This window comes from Lysinibacillus fusiformis, assembly GCF_016925635.1.
GTDB classification, from domain to species: Bacteria; Bacillota; Bacilli; order Bacillales_A; family Planococcaceae; genus Lysinibacillus; species Lysinibacillus fusiformis_F.
In genome coordinates, this window is record NZ_CP070490.1 from 119,130 (window position 1) to 133,332 (window position 14,203).

At 37.4% G+C, this 14,203-nt stretch carries 15 protein-coding genes and 1 pseudogene; 6 read left to right on the top strand and 10 right to left on the bottom strand.

What is annotated here, in order from left to right; translation table 11 throughout:
- Positions 1-63 precede the first annotated feature (63 nt).
- From JTI58_RS00550 to JTI58_RS00575, 6 genes are all read right to left on the bottom strand, one after another.
- Positions 64-492, bottom strand: a complete 429-nt coding sequence (locus tag JTI58_RS00550; protein ID WP_205444501.1) for a GatB/YqeY domain-containing protein — start codon at positions 490-492, stop codon at positions 64-66.
- Between the two features lie 67 nt (positions 493-559).
- The gene (locus JTI58_RS00555; protein ID WP_205444502.1) at positions 560-1,567 is read right to left on the bottom strand and encodes a DUF1835 domain-containing protein; all 1,008 of its coding nucleotides are present in this window, start codon (positions 1,565-1,567) and stop codon (positions 560-562) included.
- Positions 1,568-1,970: 403 nt separating this feature from the next.
- The gene (locus tag JTI58_RS00560; RefSeq protein ID WP_205444503.1) at positions 1,971-2,450 is read right to left on the bottom strand and encodes a hypothetical protein; all 480 of its coding nucleotides are present in this window, start codon (positions 2,448-2,450) and stop codon (positions 1,971-1,973) included.
- A 485-nt stretch (positions 2,451-2,935) separates the two neighbouring features.
- Positions 2,936-3,925: a zinc-dependent alcohol dehydrogenase family protein gene (locus tag JTI58_RS00565; RefSeq protein ID WP_205444505.1), complete on the bottom strand. Its 990-nt coding sequence runs from the start codon at positions 3,923-3,925 to the stop codon at positions 2,936-2,938.
- Between the two features lie 21 nt (positions 3,926-3,946).
- Positions 3,947-4,354, bottom strand: coding sequence for a GNAT family N-acetyltransferase (locus tag JTI58_RS00570; protein ID WP_205444506.1), 408 nt, complete (start codon positions 4,352-4,354; stop codon positions 3,947-3,949).
- Between the two features lie 70 nt (positions 4,355-4,424).
- A complete protein-coding gene (locus JTI58_RS00575) occupies positions 4,425-5,108 on the bottom strand; it encodes a VOC family protein (RefSeq protein ID WP_205444508.1) in 684 nt (227 codons plus the stop codon).
- Positions 5,109-5,517: 409 nt separating this feature from the next.
- Between JTI58_RS00575 and JTI58_RS00580 the strand changes: the two genes are divergently transcribed.
- A complete protein-coding gene (locus tag JTI58_RS00580) occupies positions 5,518-7,251 on the top strand; it encodes a methyl-accepting chemotaxis protein (RefSeq protein ID WP_205444510.1) in 1,734 nt (577 codons plus the stop codon).
- A gap of 47 nt (positions 7,252-7,298) precedes the next feature.
- Here the strand turns inward: JTI58_RS00580 and JTI58_RS00585 are convergent, their stop codons facing one another.
- The gene (locus tag JTI58_RS00585; protein ID WP_205444511.1) at positions 7,299-8,051 is read right to left on the bottom strand and encodes an SMI1/KNR4 family protein; all 753 of its coding nucleotides are present in this window, start codon (positions 8,049-8,051) and stop codon (positions 7,299-7,301) included.
- Positions 8,052-8,201: 150 nt separating this feature from the next.
- Between JTI58_RS00585 and JTI58_RS00590 the strand changes: the two genes are divergently transcribed.
- From JTI58_RS00590 to JTI58_RS25165, 3 genes and pseudogenes are all read left to right on the top strand, one after another.
- Positions 8,202-8,540, top strand: coding sequence for a hypothetical protein (locus JTI58_RS00590; protein WP_205444513.1), 339 nt, complete (start codon positions 8,202-8,204; stop codon positions 8,538-8,540).
- Between the two features lie 13 nt (positions 8,541-8,553).
- Positions 8,554-9,105, top strand: a complete 552-nt coding sequence (locus JTI58_RS00595; protein WP_431844390.1) for a GNAT family N-acetyltransferase — start codon at positions 8,554-8,556, stop codon at positions 9,103-9,105.
- Positions 9,106-9,108: 3 nt separating this feature from the next.
- Positions 9,109-9,431, top strand: a pseudogene (locus JTI58_RS25165) (GNAT family N-acetyltransferase).
- Between the two features lie 654 nt (positions 9,432-10,085).
- On the opposite strand, the gene JTI58_RS00600 reads toward JTI58_RS25165, so the two are convergent.
- Positions 10,086-10,427 carry a DUF2834 domain-containing protein gene (locus JTI58_RS00600; protein ID WP_205444515.1) on the bottom strand — a complete coding sequence of 114 codons (342 nt, stop codon included), beginning with the start codon at positions 10,425-10,427 and terminating at the stop codon, positions 10,086-10,088.
- Positions 10,428-10,559: 132 nt separating this feature from the next.
- On the bottom strand, positions 10,560-10,817 hold the full coding sequence (locus JTI58_RS00605; protein WP_243456265.1) for a hypothetical protein: 258 nt from the start codon (positions 10,815-10,817) through the stop codon (positions 10,560-10,562).
- A gap of 553 nt (positions 10,818-11,370) precedes the next feature.
- On the opposite strand from JTI58_RS00605, the gene JTI58_RS25170 reads away from it, so the two are divergent.
- Complete coding sequence (locus JTI58_RS25170; RefSeq protein WP_431844405.1) at positions 11,371-11,523, top strand: hypothetical protein; 153 nt, start codon at positions 11,371-11,373, stop codon at positions 11,521-11,523.
- Positions 11,524-11,624: 101 nt separating this feature from the next.
- Here the strand turns inward: JTI58_RS25170 and lepA are convergent, their stop codons facing one another.
- Positions 11,625-13,451 (bottom strand): translation elongation factor 4, encoded by a 1,827-nt coding sequence (gene lepA / locus JTI58_RS00610; RefSeq protein WP_205444516.1) that lies wholly within the window; start codon positions 13,449-13,451, stop codon positions 11,625-11,627.
- 225 nt (positions 13,452-13,676) lie between these two features.
- Here lepA and JTI58_RS00615 point away from each other — a divergent pair, with 225 nt between their 5' ends.
- The gene (locus JTI58_RS00615) at positions 13,677-14,180 is read left to right on the top strand and encodes a DUF3221 domain-containing protein (protein WP_205444518.1); all 504 of its coding nucleotides are present in this window, start codon (positions 13,677-13,679) and stop codon (positions 14,178-14,180) included.
- Positions 14,181-14,203: the final 23 nt, after the last annotated feature.

Below are 14,203 nucleotides of genomic sequence, written 5' to 3' on the forward strand. Positions count from 1 at the left end.
TGATTTTAAAATATAGAATTATACTGCAAAACTTTAAAAAGCTCCTAACAAAATGGTAGAAGATTAGGCAATAATGCTTTTCACAACTTTTGAAATAACGGCACCTTCAGCTTGACCTGTAAGCAATGGTTTAGCAATTTTCATGGCTTCGCCCATGTTCATTCCTTTTTCAACACCCGCTGCCACTAATTTCTCTGCAATTTCTTCTTCTGATAATTGCTTTGGTAAAAAAGATTTCAAAAGTGTCAATTTGGCTTCCTCTTTTTCAATCAGGTCTGCTCGCCCAGCCGTTTGTGCACCTTCTAAAGCCTGATTCGTTTGTTTGACCTCACGATTAATAATGGCCATTTCTTCCTCAGGTGTCAATGTCTCTCCCTTTTCTTTTTCAGCAGAATCTAATGCTGACTTTAAAAGAGATAATACACCCTTCGCTAAAGTATCTTTCTCTCTCATTGCCGTTTTTAATTGTTCAAATACTTCTGTTTTTAACAATGATCTCACTCCTTCTAACCGTCTATATCAGAAAAATTATAGCATAAAAATCATGAAGGATTACAGTTCATTGCATTTCTGCTAATTTTACTTTGTAATGTAGCATTCCTTGTAGCTCGCCTTGATAAGAAAAAACCCCTTGCTGAATTAATTGGCGCAGACGATATTCAATCCATTCAACCTCTCTCAATTCTTCCATATGACCCAGTACCTCTCCAATTAACCTAGCTGCAACTTGATAGTGGACTTCCTCTTGCTCTTCCTGTAAACGTCTAGCACAGGCAATAATAAAGTCATCCTCTCTATCTTCATTGTTATTGCCCCAAAGTTCATGATATTGCCAGGTGTGTATGCAATGGTAATCATCCATTAACAAATTTAAACCTTCTTTGCATAAGGACTCCCGCAATGCTTTTTTTAATGGCCGTCCTTGAGATTGTTCATAAAAATAAAGTAAATTCTCTGTGCTGACCTCTCCAGTGGATCTTGGATAATTATCCTCTGCTAACTGTGGTAAAGTATACAACTCATGAAATAACTGAAAAGTGTCTAATACATAGATATCATTTATTTTTTGTTCGAGCATCGCCAAAACCAGTCGAAGGCCTATTTGTTCATGAGCATTTTGACAAGTCCAAATCATTATTTCCTGATGAGGTGGTATATTTTTTATTTTCTCTACAGCTGCCTTCATCTCTCGCTCAAAAATGATCAATCCGTCATCATCCATTACATAACGCTCTTCCAACCATTGAAAACGAGCTTCAATCCCGCCCCATGTATGTACATCTTTCAAAGGACCAACAGAAAAATTACCTGGCATAACAATGATTTCCTCGGTCTTAGCATAGTCAGTATGACGAAAGGCTGCTTTCAAGCTCCCCCCAGGTGAATGACCGAATACAATATGAACCGTTTGTACCTTTGATAGATCCCGCTCCTCAGCTTGCTGTAATAAAAACTGCAGCATGCTGTCCCTTGACTGTTCATTTATTAAAGTTAAAAGAAGCATCGTCTTCGCATCAGCTTCACTCAATTGTTGTATCGACTTTTTTAATTGGTTGATCTTCTCCATATTCTGTACTCCTTTATATAAAAACAGCTAATCTTATCATACCTTTTAATACCTCTAATTACCAATTTAGTAATTTTATAAAATTATATGTTACTACTATTGCAAGTGTTTTTTTTTGGTCGGAGCGGGGGATTGCTTACTTTGAGCGGCTTTCTTACTTTTTGGAGCGGGGCTTCACTTCTTTTGAGCGGCTCTCTCTTTTTGGAGCGGGGCTTCGCTTCTTTTGAGCGCCTTTCTTACTTTTTAGAGCAGTTCTTCGCTTCTTTTGAGCGGCCCTCTCTCTTTTTGGAGCGGGGCTTCACTTCTTTTGAGCGGCTTTCTCTCTTTTGGAGCGGGGCCTCGCTTCTTTTGAGCGCCTTTCTTACTTTTTGGAGCGGGGCTTCGCTTCTTTTGAGCGCCTTTCTTACTTTTCGGAGCGGGCTTCACTTCTTTTGAGCGGCTCTCTCTCTTTTTGGAGCAGGTCTTCACTTCTTTTGAGCGGCTTTCTTACTTTTTGGAGCGGGGCTTCACTTCTTTTGAGCGACTTTCTTACTTTTTGGAGCAGGTCTTCACTTCTTTTGAGCGACTTTCTTACTTTTTGGAGCGGGGGCTCACTTCTTTTGAGCGGCTCCCTCTCTTTTTGGAGCGGGGCTTCACTTCTTTTGAGCGCCTTTCTTACTTTTCGGAGCGGGGCTCGCTTCTTTGGAGCAGCTTTCTCTCTTTTTCGAGCGGGGCTTCGCTTCTTTTGAGCGGCTCTCTCTCTTTTTGGAGCGAGGGCTTGCTTTCTAAGCAGGTTCTCTCTTTTGGAGCGGGGCTTCACTTCTTTTGAGCGGCTTTCTCTCTTTTTGGAGCGGGGCTTCGCTTCTTTTGACCGCCTTTCTCCTTTTTTGGAGCGGGGCTTCACTTCTTTTGAGCGCCTTTCTTACTTTTCGGAGCGGGGCTCGCTTCTTTGGAGCAGCTCTCTCTCTTTTGGAGCGGGGCTTCACTTCTTTTGAGCGCCTTTCTTACTTTTCGGAGCGGGGCCTCACTTCTTTTGAGCGGCTTTCTCTCTTTTTGGAGCGGGTATTCACTTCTTTTGAGCGGCTACCTCTCTTTTTGGAGCGGGGCTTTGCTTCTTTTGAGCGGCTACCTCTCTTTTTGGAGCGGGGCTTTGCTTCTTTTGAGCGGCTACCTCTCTTTTTGGAGCGGGGCTTCGCTTCTTTTGAGCGCCTTTCTTACTTTTTTGGAGCGGGGGCTCGCTTTCTAAGCAGGTTCTCACTTTTGGAGCGGGGTTTCTCTCTCTTTGAACGGTTACCCCTTCACAACTAAAGAAAACATCCACTTCCTTATAAAAAAACATACTACCAGTAGCAGCTCATCCATAGTGGACCTACTACAGTAGTATGTTACTTAGTCAACGTTCGTTAAAAATACTTTTCCTTTTTTAGACCTCTCAACAGCATCGATTGCCTTATGAATGTCCAGTAATGGATAATGGGCATGTACTTTCATCATTTTTAGTGAACCATTATGTACAAGATTTACAAGATGTTGCATCGTTTGTTGCCATTTTTCTATTGACGTCTGATGTTGCCAATGACGCAAATGGAACATCCTCGCTTGTACCTTTGCTTCCTTCACAATGTTTGTCCAATTTACCTGAATACCCGACAAAAGACCAATGGCTAAAAAAATTCCACCGGGCTTTACGCAGAACGCAAGTTGATTGCCAGCCTCTCCTCCAATGGAATCAATTGCTGCATCTGCCCCCTTACCATTTGTTAATGCCATAACGGTTTCATAGAGTGGCATTCGAGAGGTATCGATGACAAAAGTTGCACCAAGTTGCTGTAATTCTTCAGTATGCTGATTACTGCGTGTCACTGCAATAAGTTGAAATCCTAGCAATTTCGCAAGTTGAGCATAGAGATGTCCAATGGCTGAGCCACATGCATTTACTAATAAAACATCGTTTGATTGTAAATGGAGAACCTCTGAACAAGTTACGAAAGCTGTGATCGGATTAATATACATTTGCGCTGCAGTAAAATCATCCATTGTGGCAGGAATAGACACTGCAAAATCAGCTTGAGTTTTCACTATTTCCTGCCAAGTTCCCTCTCCCCGTAATGGTAATACGCGCTGGCCAATAAGCTTGGGTGAAACAAGTGGTCCAACATCTTCAATAATTCCTACGCCTTCATAGCCAGGCACTGTTGGTAAAGTGATTCTATGAGCATATTTCCCCCATATCGGTATTAAATCTGAGGGATTGATTGGTCTTGCTAGCATGCGAACAAGAATTTCTTGACCTTGTGGAGGTGCAATGGTTTTATTCTCTAGCCTTACCACCTCTTGCGGATTTCCAAATTCATAAATTTTTAAGCATTTTGCTTTCAACGATTCTAGCTCCTTTATTCATTACGTATAAAACAACATCATACCAGGAGCATTTATTTCACGTTCCTTAAATCCAAGCTTCTGATAGAAAGGTTGTTTACCTTCAGCACAAAATAATTGAACCCATTTTATATTTTCTTTCTGACATTGCTCTAAAAGAGTATCCATCACCATAGTGCCAACTCCTTTTCGCTGATAATCAGGGTGCACCATCACATCACAGATAAAGGTTTGATAGATACCATCAGAAATAATACGTCCATATCCAATTAGATTGTCGTCATCATAAATAGACGTACTGAACCAGCTATTGCAAATAGCCTTGTATAATTGTTCATACGTATACAGCCCTTTTGCATTCCAGCCCGTTGTTTGGTGCAATGCTTTATACGACTCTATCGTCGGATTTGTTTCTTTGATTACATACATCTAATACCACTCCTCATTTTGAATAAATATACAAAATAAAGCATATTTAATCAATAATAAGTTTATGATGTTAGAGTTGGACAAGGGTTAGTTGACCTTTTTCATCCATATTTAATTGTAAAGCTTCATCTAGTTCAATACAAATCGGGCTGATTACCGCTTTCTTATCAGAAAAATACCAAAGACGTTCACTCGGCCCTAATAGTATATTGGCTCCGTCTTCATAGTTGCCCAGAAAATTAAGACCATCTAGTTGGATTTTCTTGTTTGCTATAGGCTTTATAGCATATTTTTTTAACTGTTCAGCTATTGCTAGAATGTCATCTGTCGTTAAATTGATTTCCCCAATATGTAACACTTGCTCAGTAGAAAAATAGGCTGCATCATGTTTTGAATTTATTTCTTGTCTTGCAATAAACTCCACTATATTGCCTTCAGGATCGTAAAAATAACATGAATAAGCTTTTAAAAATTCAAAATAGACTTCATCCTGCCCCTCTGAATCCAGCAAACCTACATGCTCCTTTGCCCAAATTTTTGCCTGTTGAAATAAGTTGCTAGGAATATTTAATGCAAAATGATACTGCTTTGGAATATAAGAATAAATCTTTTCAAATGTTATCCTACTTTCACCCACGGCTATTGTAAAATGGTCAGCTGTTCTTTCTAGCAAAGCAAAGCCTAACAAATCAACATAAAACTGCTCCATTTTTTGCACATCGTGAACATATAATTTTACCTTCGTAATCTTCATTTTTAAGCACCCCTTTACACTCCCTACTATACAAGCAGCTGATAAGAATAGCTTCATGCGAAAGAATGAAATTCAATGTAGAACGATTCAAGCAGCTCTCGGTCTCCCCTGCTATTTGGTTGCGAAATCACGAGGAATTCTACATCTTCCTGTGAATCGTTTTGCATTGGTTGTTGTAAACGCGGAGGAAATTCAATTCCCTCGTGTTGTTTCTAATGTTCTATTAATTTTCATCCTTTCTTCATTTCATATTACAACTATTTATAAGTATTTTTACCTCTTTTTTAAATATTTTTACCTATGTTTACCTTGTAAGTAAAAAGAACTAAACTTTAAATATCCCTTCCCGATATATCTTCTATAAATTAGACAGTCTATTTTTTATCTTTAGTATGAAAGGGAGCTATTTATGAAGTCGATCAAACAAAAAATCATTAGTATATCATTGATTTTATTTGCATTACCTTCTTTTATTATTGGATACATTGGATATAGCCAATCAAAGGAACACCTTACAAACTCAGGTGAAATTACCTTGAAAAATAGTGTAGAAATGACCATTCGCATGATCGATAGCTTGAATAAGGAAGTTGAAAAAGGAAGAATGACGCTTGAAGAAGCACAAGAGCAAGCAAAAGTTGCTTTAATCGGTTCAAGAAAGTCTGATGGCACACGAGAAATTGAAAACCCTGTGGATCTAGGAGAAAATGGTTATTTTTTCGTTTTAGATAAACAAGGGCTTGAAGTAGCAAGTCCTCTTTTTGAAAATGAAAACACATGGGATATGGAAGATGCAAAAGGTAAGCTTTACATCCAGAATATCATCCAGCATTCACAATCGGAGGGCACCTTTACAACATATTATTGGCAGCACCCAACAAATGAAGAAAAAATCGAAGAAAAGATTGCTTATAGTAAAATGGAACCTGATTGGGGTTGGATCATTGTTGCTACAACCTATACAATGGATTTCTATAAACCTGTTGATTCCATACTTTATACCATGCTGATGACAATAGGTATTTTTTTAATCATTGGTACCATTATCACCCTATTATTTTCAAAGCATTTGGCATCACCCATCAAAACTATTGCAATCCAACTTAGCGAGATTGCAGAAGGAAATCTTCAAATTGACACTATAAATGTCAACAGAAAGGATGAAATTGGTCAATTAAACAATTCATTAATTCAACTAAAAGGAAATCTTGCTACAATGATTAGCAACATTGTAAATGTCTCTAAACAGGTGACCGTTCAAAGTGAAGAAATGACATATACCGCTGAGGAAGTTGGAATAGGTTCAAGACAAATCGCTCTTACAATGAACGACCTTTCCAATGGTGTCGAAGAGCAAGCACATTCTTCCACATCATTGCTGGAACAAATAAGTGCGTTCTCTAAAACCATACATGTTGTTGCAACAGAAGGGGACAACATTAAAGATCAATCTCAAAAAATGTTGACCATCACCAATGAGGGAAACCAACATATGACTTCCTCCATTGAACAGATGACAATTATTGATAGGCAAATTAAAAATTCTTTAGAAATGGTACAAGGACTTGATCGTAAGGCTAATCAAATTACGGAGCTTGTGAACGTTATTAAGGATATTTCCGAACAAACGAATTTACTCGCTCTAAATGCTGCCATTGAAGCAGCGAGAGCTGGTGAACATGGTCGGGGTTTTGCGGTTGTAGCAGGTGAAGTACGGAAGCTAGCAGATCAGGTTAATTTCTCCATCACGAATATTACCTCTATTGTGATAGATATTCAATCAGCGTCCAAGCAAGTTGTCGCAACATTAGAGGATAGCTATCAAAAAGTAGCATTTGGTACGCACCAAATTGATGTAATGGGTGGGGCCTTCCATCATCTAAAAGAGATAATTGAAGCCATTAGTATCAAAGTAGATTCAATGGCGAACTCCATGACGGCTGTTTTAGAGAATACGCACGTTATTAACGCTTCAATTGATACGATTGCCGCTGTATCGGAAGAAACGGCGGCTGGAATTGAACAAGTGACTGCCACAACTGAACAATCTAGCAGTTCCATGGAAAGTGTGGAGGTTAGTGCAAAATTATTAAAAGAGCAAGCGACTACATTAAATGACTTAGTACAACAATTTAAACTTTAGCTGTCCAAAGGAATCACGTCTATGTTCGTGATTCCTTTTGATTTTCCTCATCCAATAAATTCCGCTAAGCTGATTTTCTTTTTTTGAAAATCTGCACGGATATGCTGTAACTCGGCCTCTAACTTTAAGGCACCTGCTTCAATTCCCCTATAAATTACTAGTGGGGGCTGCTCTAAAGCCTTTCTCGCTTGTGAATAATCATAAGATAATAATTTTTTTAGCAACAATAATGTCTTTAGCTTATCTTTTCCTTCCCCAGTAATAGTTAGTTCATAGTACGCTACAGAACTTTCTACTGGCAGCATATCCTCTAAACCAGGTGGAATCAGTACACTTTCAAGGAATAAAATTAGATTGTCATAAGCCATTGAGAAATGCCAACTGCCTGTCCCATGAGTAGCGGTAAAAATAGCTGTATCACCTCTTGTTAAATCCAGACAATAGGGATCGCCTTCATCTGTAGCGATGACTAAATAATCATGTGGCCAATCCACAATCGCCTCATCTGTCACTGGATTATAATTATAGCCATCCTGCCCACGTATTAAATCTCTTGCTCCATAGATCTTTAGATTAATATAATCACCTGTAGCCCATGTGACCCTTTCAATGACATAATGTCTCAAAAAATAAACATACTCTGCTGGCAATGACCATCCACTATCCATAAAATGGCTAATATCCTCTTCGGCTTGATGATGAAAAACCATTGGATAGGCTGATTCCCGCTCTTGAAACTCTTCGATAAAATCACGCATTTGCTCTAATACTGCATCGAGTTTCTTTTGTAAATCTTTCAATGGGATTTCCTCCTTTTAGTTGCCAAATGTCTTTCTTTGCATTTTAACACATTCCATCATTAACCAATTAAGGGGAACATGTTATAATCATAAAAATAGACTGGTAGTATGCATAACGGGCACAAAAATAACGGATGGGAGCGATCTGTCATGTCACAACATACGAATGAACAGACAATACAGCAAGCCAACACGGAATTTTTGAAAGCACTTCGCTATTTGGATTATGGCAAGGTAACACAAGGGGAACAATGTCTCAAACAAGCCACCCATTTAGCAAATCTGGTGGATGACCATCTCACATTTATTCGAGCCGCCATTTGCTATGGAGAGTTGCTATGGCATGCTGAAAAATATGATGCCTCCGATCATTGGTTACAGCTTGCACTAGATCGATTGCCCACAGTACAGCAAGATATAAATGGTTTACTAGATGTGGATGTGCAACGAGCTCGATCCCTACTAAACCATAGACGACACCCATCATAAGGAGCAAGCAATCATGAAATTACTTATTAGACGTCCAAACCAATCGGACATCCAGGCGTTACACCAATTCTTTTCTCTTGTCATTCAAGATACTTTTGCAAAAGAAGGCATTGCCGAGCTAGTGGACGATCAACAGCATGAATGGAAAACGAAAAAACAGTATGTAGCAATGGATTTAGAGAGCCAGGGCGAAAAAAGATTTTTCTGGTTAGCTTTGAGCGAAGAAACCGATGAAATAATAGGCACTATCGAATATGGTGAAGCCAACGAAATCATCCAACAAACGATCAAAGAAGATCTATCCCAATGTCCAGAAATCGGTACCATATTTGTTCATCCGAACTATCAAAATCGTGGTATTGGCACCATGCTATTAGAGAAAATGCTAATGACGTTAAAAAATCGAAGGGTTCTTGGTTTTTGTTTAGATAGTGGGTATAAACAAGCCCAAATCATCTGGCAGAAAAAATTTGGCCAGCCAGATTTTGTCCTTGAAAACTATTGGGGAACAAATAATCACCATATGATTTGGAAACGAACATTGCCATTTCGACTAAAGGAGTAAAAAATGTCCTATCAGATTCTACCAGAACTACATGTAAACAGATTTTATGTCAATAACATGCTCTATGCATACAATGTAAAACACTTTCCAAAAGATTTATAAGGTCGATATTAGGAAATACACACACTAATGGTAGACGAAAAGCTTTATAGTTTAGGGCATGGATCTAACCATTGATAACAATTGAACAAATTGCAATGGATACTCAGTGTGATTTCATTAAAGTTGACACAATTAGCTTTCAAGCGTTAACATTTTATGAAAATCATCATTATGAAATATATGGGACTCTTGATCGCGTGGGAAGAGGCTTTAAACATTATTAAAAAAAAGACATTAGGATAGATTTTAAATAAACCATTACGATGGGTCAGTATCTTTATTGGTAAGTAATAAAGAGATTATTAATGCCAATACTTATTATGTTTGGAGGGAAATGAAATGTTAAAATTCATTGATGATTTAGCCGGTGCGGTTTTCGATGTTTTTATGTTGTTTTGTTATTTCTTTGCAGGCGTAATAATTGTAGGAGTCCCCATTTTTTTATTGGCTAAGTTTTTTCTATTGTTTTACTAAATTCCAAAAACAGGTGTCACTAAAAAAGGAATCACTCAAAATAGTGATTCCTTTTTTTGGTTGGTTGCTGGCAATCAATAGTACTATGATAAACTTTTGGAATTATTTCGTTACCACTTCCATGTGCAATTATGAATGGAACATAATATTCTGTTCATACACAGCAGAAAAGTTACCATTTCTTTCATCAACAATTCTTCTATACGTTATCTAAAAAGACGCATAAATTAAGGGGTCACTACCATACCGAACTCATTTTACTCAAGCTGCCTAAGGAAATAACCATGTCTAACTTTTAGGGGTCACTTCAATTATGGAGTGGTCTTTTTACGAATTATTAAAGCTTTCGTTTGCCATCCATGTAACGCAAAATCAACACTACATCCCAAAAATGCAATATTTTTTTACGTTCTTTCATTGGAGTTTAACAACACCTCTTTCTTTATGTACGGCTGTCTGAAAAACAAAAATAGCGGTAATGCCAATGATAAACCAACTGTAAACAAAGTTAATAGACATATCCACTTTTCTTTAATGTTATATTTTCTTGACTCATTGAACATAAAGATTATAAAAACAAAGCATGAAATAAAAAAGTCAACAGCGAAGAAGGTGGATATTGAGTTTGTAAATAATAAATCTATTAATAACCCTAAATCAAATCCGTTTTCTTTCAAGAATTTCACCAAAAAATAATACGGAAATACTGTGCCGATAATCGCAAATAATAAGTACACTTTTCTCATTTAAAATTAATTCCCCTCTCTATGATTTTCACAAATATTATACTTCTTAATGAAACTCTTTTAGTTTAATAATACCTATAAATAATTAATTTTAATAAATATTTCCATTTGTCATTCCAGCCAATTTTCTAACTAGGGTTTATCATGCACTATTGATTGTGGATGGCTATCACGTTCATTCAACCAGTTATAGAAAGGTACTGGACGTTCATTAGCAGGAGTTTCTTCTATAGACAGGGATTTACTTTGCTTCATATTAGAACGCTCGACAGCCTTGTTATATGCGCCTGTGAATACGGCTCTTAATGTGCTTGTAACTGTCAGAATACCCTCTTTAATATCCATAGCGATTTTAAATAGCACGTTCTTAGCTTTTATAAATTCATCCAAAGAATTTACTTGTGCAGCGAATACAACCTTGTGTAGTTCTTGCTAGATTTGTTGAAAATGAATGAACTACTAAAGATGAAACAGCGAAAGCTGATAAAATCTTCTTTGATACCATAATAAATGCTTTTTTTCTTTTTATTCTTAATATGCTAATTAATTACATCTTAACATTTAAGATATTAATATAAAAACTATATATTTCAAGAGAATATTGTAAAATTATTTCTAATACTGAGAAAAGGTGGATTGATTATGAATTCAATATATAAACCATTAATTTTAGCGGTGGTAGTAGGGTTATACGTATATATAGCCAGTAAAAGTGAAAATAATCTGATACTAAATTTTGTCATACTTTATATTATAATTACAATAGTTTATTTATTATTTAGAAAAATTGAAAAGAAAAGAAAAAGAGTAAGGAGAAGATAACTTAATTAAAAGTAGGAGATTCGAGACTCTGTGAAAACTGAAAAAAAGCAGCTGATAGTAGCCAAAACAAAAAATGCCCAGGTACTCAATAAAAACGAGTATCTCGGCATTATTATTAACTATGCTAATTGAAAGTGGACAACCCACAAAAACTGTTCAGAAAAGATTAGGACACAGCAGATCCGCAATTACTGAAGACCGCTATGTCCATTTAACACAGAAGATGGCAAGAGATGCTGCCGATATTTTTAATTCCATCGCTAAAGATTTATAAATTGCTGGCACAATTTAAATGCGGTGCAAATCGGTGACAATCTCCACCCAACTGATACAAAATAATTTGATTAAACCCTTATAAACGCTGTTACATCAATGTTACTTCGAATCATCCATCTTCAGCACAGCCATGAATGCCTCTTGAGGGACTTCGACTGAGCCTACTTGTTTCATACGTTTTTTACCTTCTTTTTGTTTATCAAGAAGTTTTCGTTTACGAGAAATATCTCCACCGTAACATTTCGCTAATACGTTTTTACGGATGGCTTTAATTGTTGAACGTGCCACGATTTTTTGTCCAACTGCTGCTTGAATTGGTACTTCAAATTGTTGACGTGGGATTAATTCTTTTAATTTTTCTACGATGATTTTGCCACGATCATAGGCAAAATCACGGTGTACGATGAAGCTTAATGCATCGACTTGCTCACCATTTAGTAAAATATCCATCTTCACTAATTTCGATGGCTGGTAACCAATAAGTTCATAGTCGAATGATGCATAGCCCTTTGTATTTGATTTTAAATAGTCAAAGAAATCATAGACAATTTCGGATAATGGCATTTCATAAATAATACTTACACGTGATGTATCAATATAGTCCATCGTCATGAAATTACCACGCTTCATTTGACAAAGTTCCATAACCGCTCCCACATAATCATTTGGTACCATGATTGTTGCTTTCACATAGGGTTCCTCAACACGATCAATTTTTTGCGGGTCGGGCATAAAGGATGGATTATCGACTTTAAGTTCAGAACCATCTGTCATATGGACCTTGTAAATTACGGAAGGTGCTGTTGTAATTAAGTCGATATTAAATTCACGCTCAATACGCTCTTGAATAATTTCCATATGTAGTAATCCTAAGAATCCACAGCGGAAACCAAAACCAAGTGCTTGCGATGTCTCTGGCTCATATTGTAGAGCAGAGTCATTTAACTCTAGCTTTTCTAACGCTTCACGTAAATCATTATATTTGGCTGTATCAATTGGATACAAACCACAGTAAACCATTGGGTTCAAGCGACGATAACCAGCTAATGGCTCAGTTGCAGGACGATTCGCATAGGTTACAGTGTCCCCTACACGTGTGTCACCTACATTTTTGATAGATGCTGTTAAATAACCTACATCACCCACTGTTAATTCAGCCTGTGGCACAACCTTTGGTGTATGTACCCCAACTTCAATAACCTCGAATTCTGCACCTGTTGCCATCATGCGAATTTTATCGCCAGGCTTGACAGTACCATTGATGACACGAATCGAAATGATAACACCTTTATAGGCATCGTAAACCGAGTCAAAAATTAAAGCTTGTAGTGGCGCGTCTGGATCACCTGTTGGCGCTGGTACCTTCTCTACGATTTGCTCCAGAATATCCTCGATACCAATACCTGCTTTTGCAGAAGCTAAAACTGCTTCAGAAGCATCTAATCCGATTACATCTTCTACTTCTTGACGTACACGCTCAGGGTCAGCTGCAGGTAAATCAATTTTATTTATTACAGGTAAAATTTCTAAGTCATTGTCAAGTGCTAAGTAAACATTTGCTAGTGTTTGTGCTTCAATACCTTGAGCTGCGTCCACAACTAAAATGGCACCCTCACAAGCAGCTAAACTACGTGATACTTCATATGTGAAATCGACGTGCCCTGGTGTGTCGATTAAATGGAATGTATACACTTCGCCGTCTTTTGCTTCGTACTTTAATTGAACTGCATTTAACTTAATTGTTATGCCTCGCTCACGCTCTAAATCCATTGAGTCGAGGAGCTGTGCCTTCATCTCACGGGAAGTTAAAGATTTTGTTTGCTCTAAAATACGGTCAGCAAGCGTTGATTTCCCATGGTCAATATGTGCAATAATAGAGAAATTTCGTATATTCTCTTGTCGTTTTAAACGTGCTTCTCGGTTCATCTTTTCCACTCCTAATTAAACTATAATGAATTATACTATGAACGTTATGCAAAGTACAACAGCAACTAGACTAGAAAGCCTATAATATCAATACTTTCAGTGTTTCATGTCGTTTTTAAATTTTACAGTATTAAGTATATAAATACAGAGAAATCAACTGTGGAAGCACACGATGTGTAACAGTTTAGATGGAAATGCGTCTACTGGACAAGAGGAGGAATTGCGTTGAAAAAATTCATAGTAGGATGGTTGGTGCTTCTTGTCTTAGCTGGATGTGGCACAACAAAAGACCATGTAAACAGTAAAGAGACGGCCACAATTGAAGGATATGTGACAGCCGCTCAAGCAAGCAGCTTTCTCGTTGTAAGCAATGAACCTGTCCCTTCAAATGATTCCAACACACAATTTGTAGATGCACTATGGGTAACAACAACCAAAACGTTAGAAATAGGGGATTATGTTCAAGTATGGGCGGATACGATTGATGAATCTTACCCTGGTCAAACAAAGACAGAGAAGATTGAGGTTTTACCCACAACTGTGAAAAGCACGCTTTCTACAAAAGATATCATCATCCATGTAGCAAAAAAACTTGAACACAATCCCCTTATTACAAACATAAACTATGATAGTAAAAAGAAAGAATGGACATTGTACTATTTTCCACGTACTGAAGGAACAGATCAATTGGTCCAGCTTACTATACAGGATCGACAACCAATAGAATAAATATAGGCAGAGCGAATAGTCTG

What these genes read in the sequence shown, in the direction of transcription:
- JTI58_RS00575 (WP_205444508.1), bottom strand. Translation starts at nt 5,108, where the DNA reads ATGAAGATTACGAAGGTAAAATTATATGTTCACGATGTGCAAAAAATG.
- JTI58_RS00555 (WP_205444502.1), bottom strand. Translation starts at nt 1,567, where the DNA reads ATGGAGAAGATCAACCAATTAAAAAAGTCGATACAACAATTGAGTGAA.
- lepA (WP_205444516.1), bottom strand. Translation starts at nt 13,451, where the DNA reads ATGAACCGAGAAGCACGTTTAAAACGACAAGAGAATATACGAAATTTC.
- JTI58_RS25170 (WP_431844405.1), top strand. Translation starts at nt 11,371, where the DNA reads ATGCTAATTGAAAGTGGACAACCCACAAAAACTGTTCAGAAAAGATTA.
- JTI58_RS00580 (WP_205444510.1), top strand. Translation starts at nt 5,518, where the DNA reads ATGAAGTCGATCAAACAAAAAATCATTAGTATATCATTGATTTTATTT.
- JTI58_RS00590 (WP_205444513.1), top strand. Translation starts at nt 8,202, where the DNA reads ATGTCACAACATACGAATGAACAGACAATACAGCAAGCCAACACGGAA.
- JTI58_RS00570 (WP_205444506.1), bottom strand. Translation starts at nt 4,354, where the DNA reads ATGTATGTAATCAAAGAAACAAATCCGACGATAGAGTCGTATAAAGCA.
- JTI58_RS00600 (WP_205444515.1), bottom strand. Translation starts at nt 10,427, where the DNA reads ATGAGAAAAGTGTACTTATTATTTGCGATTATCGGCACAGTATTTCCG.
- JTI58_RS00595 (WP_431844390.1), top strand. Translation starts at nt 8,554, where the DNA reads ATGAAATTACTTATTAGACGTCCAAACCAATCGGACATCCAGGCGTTA.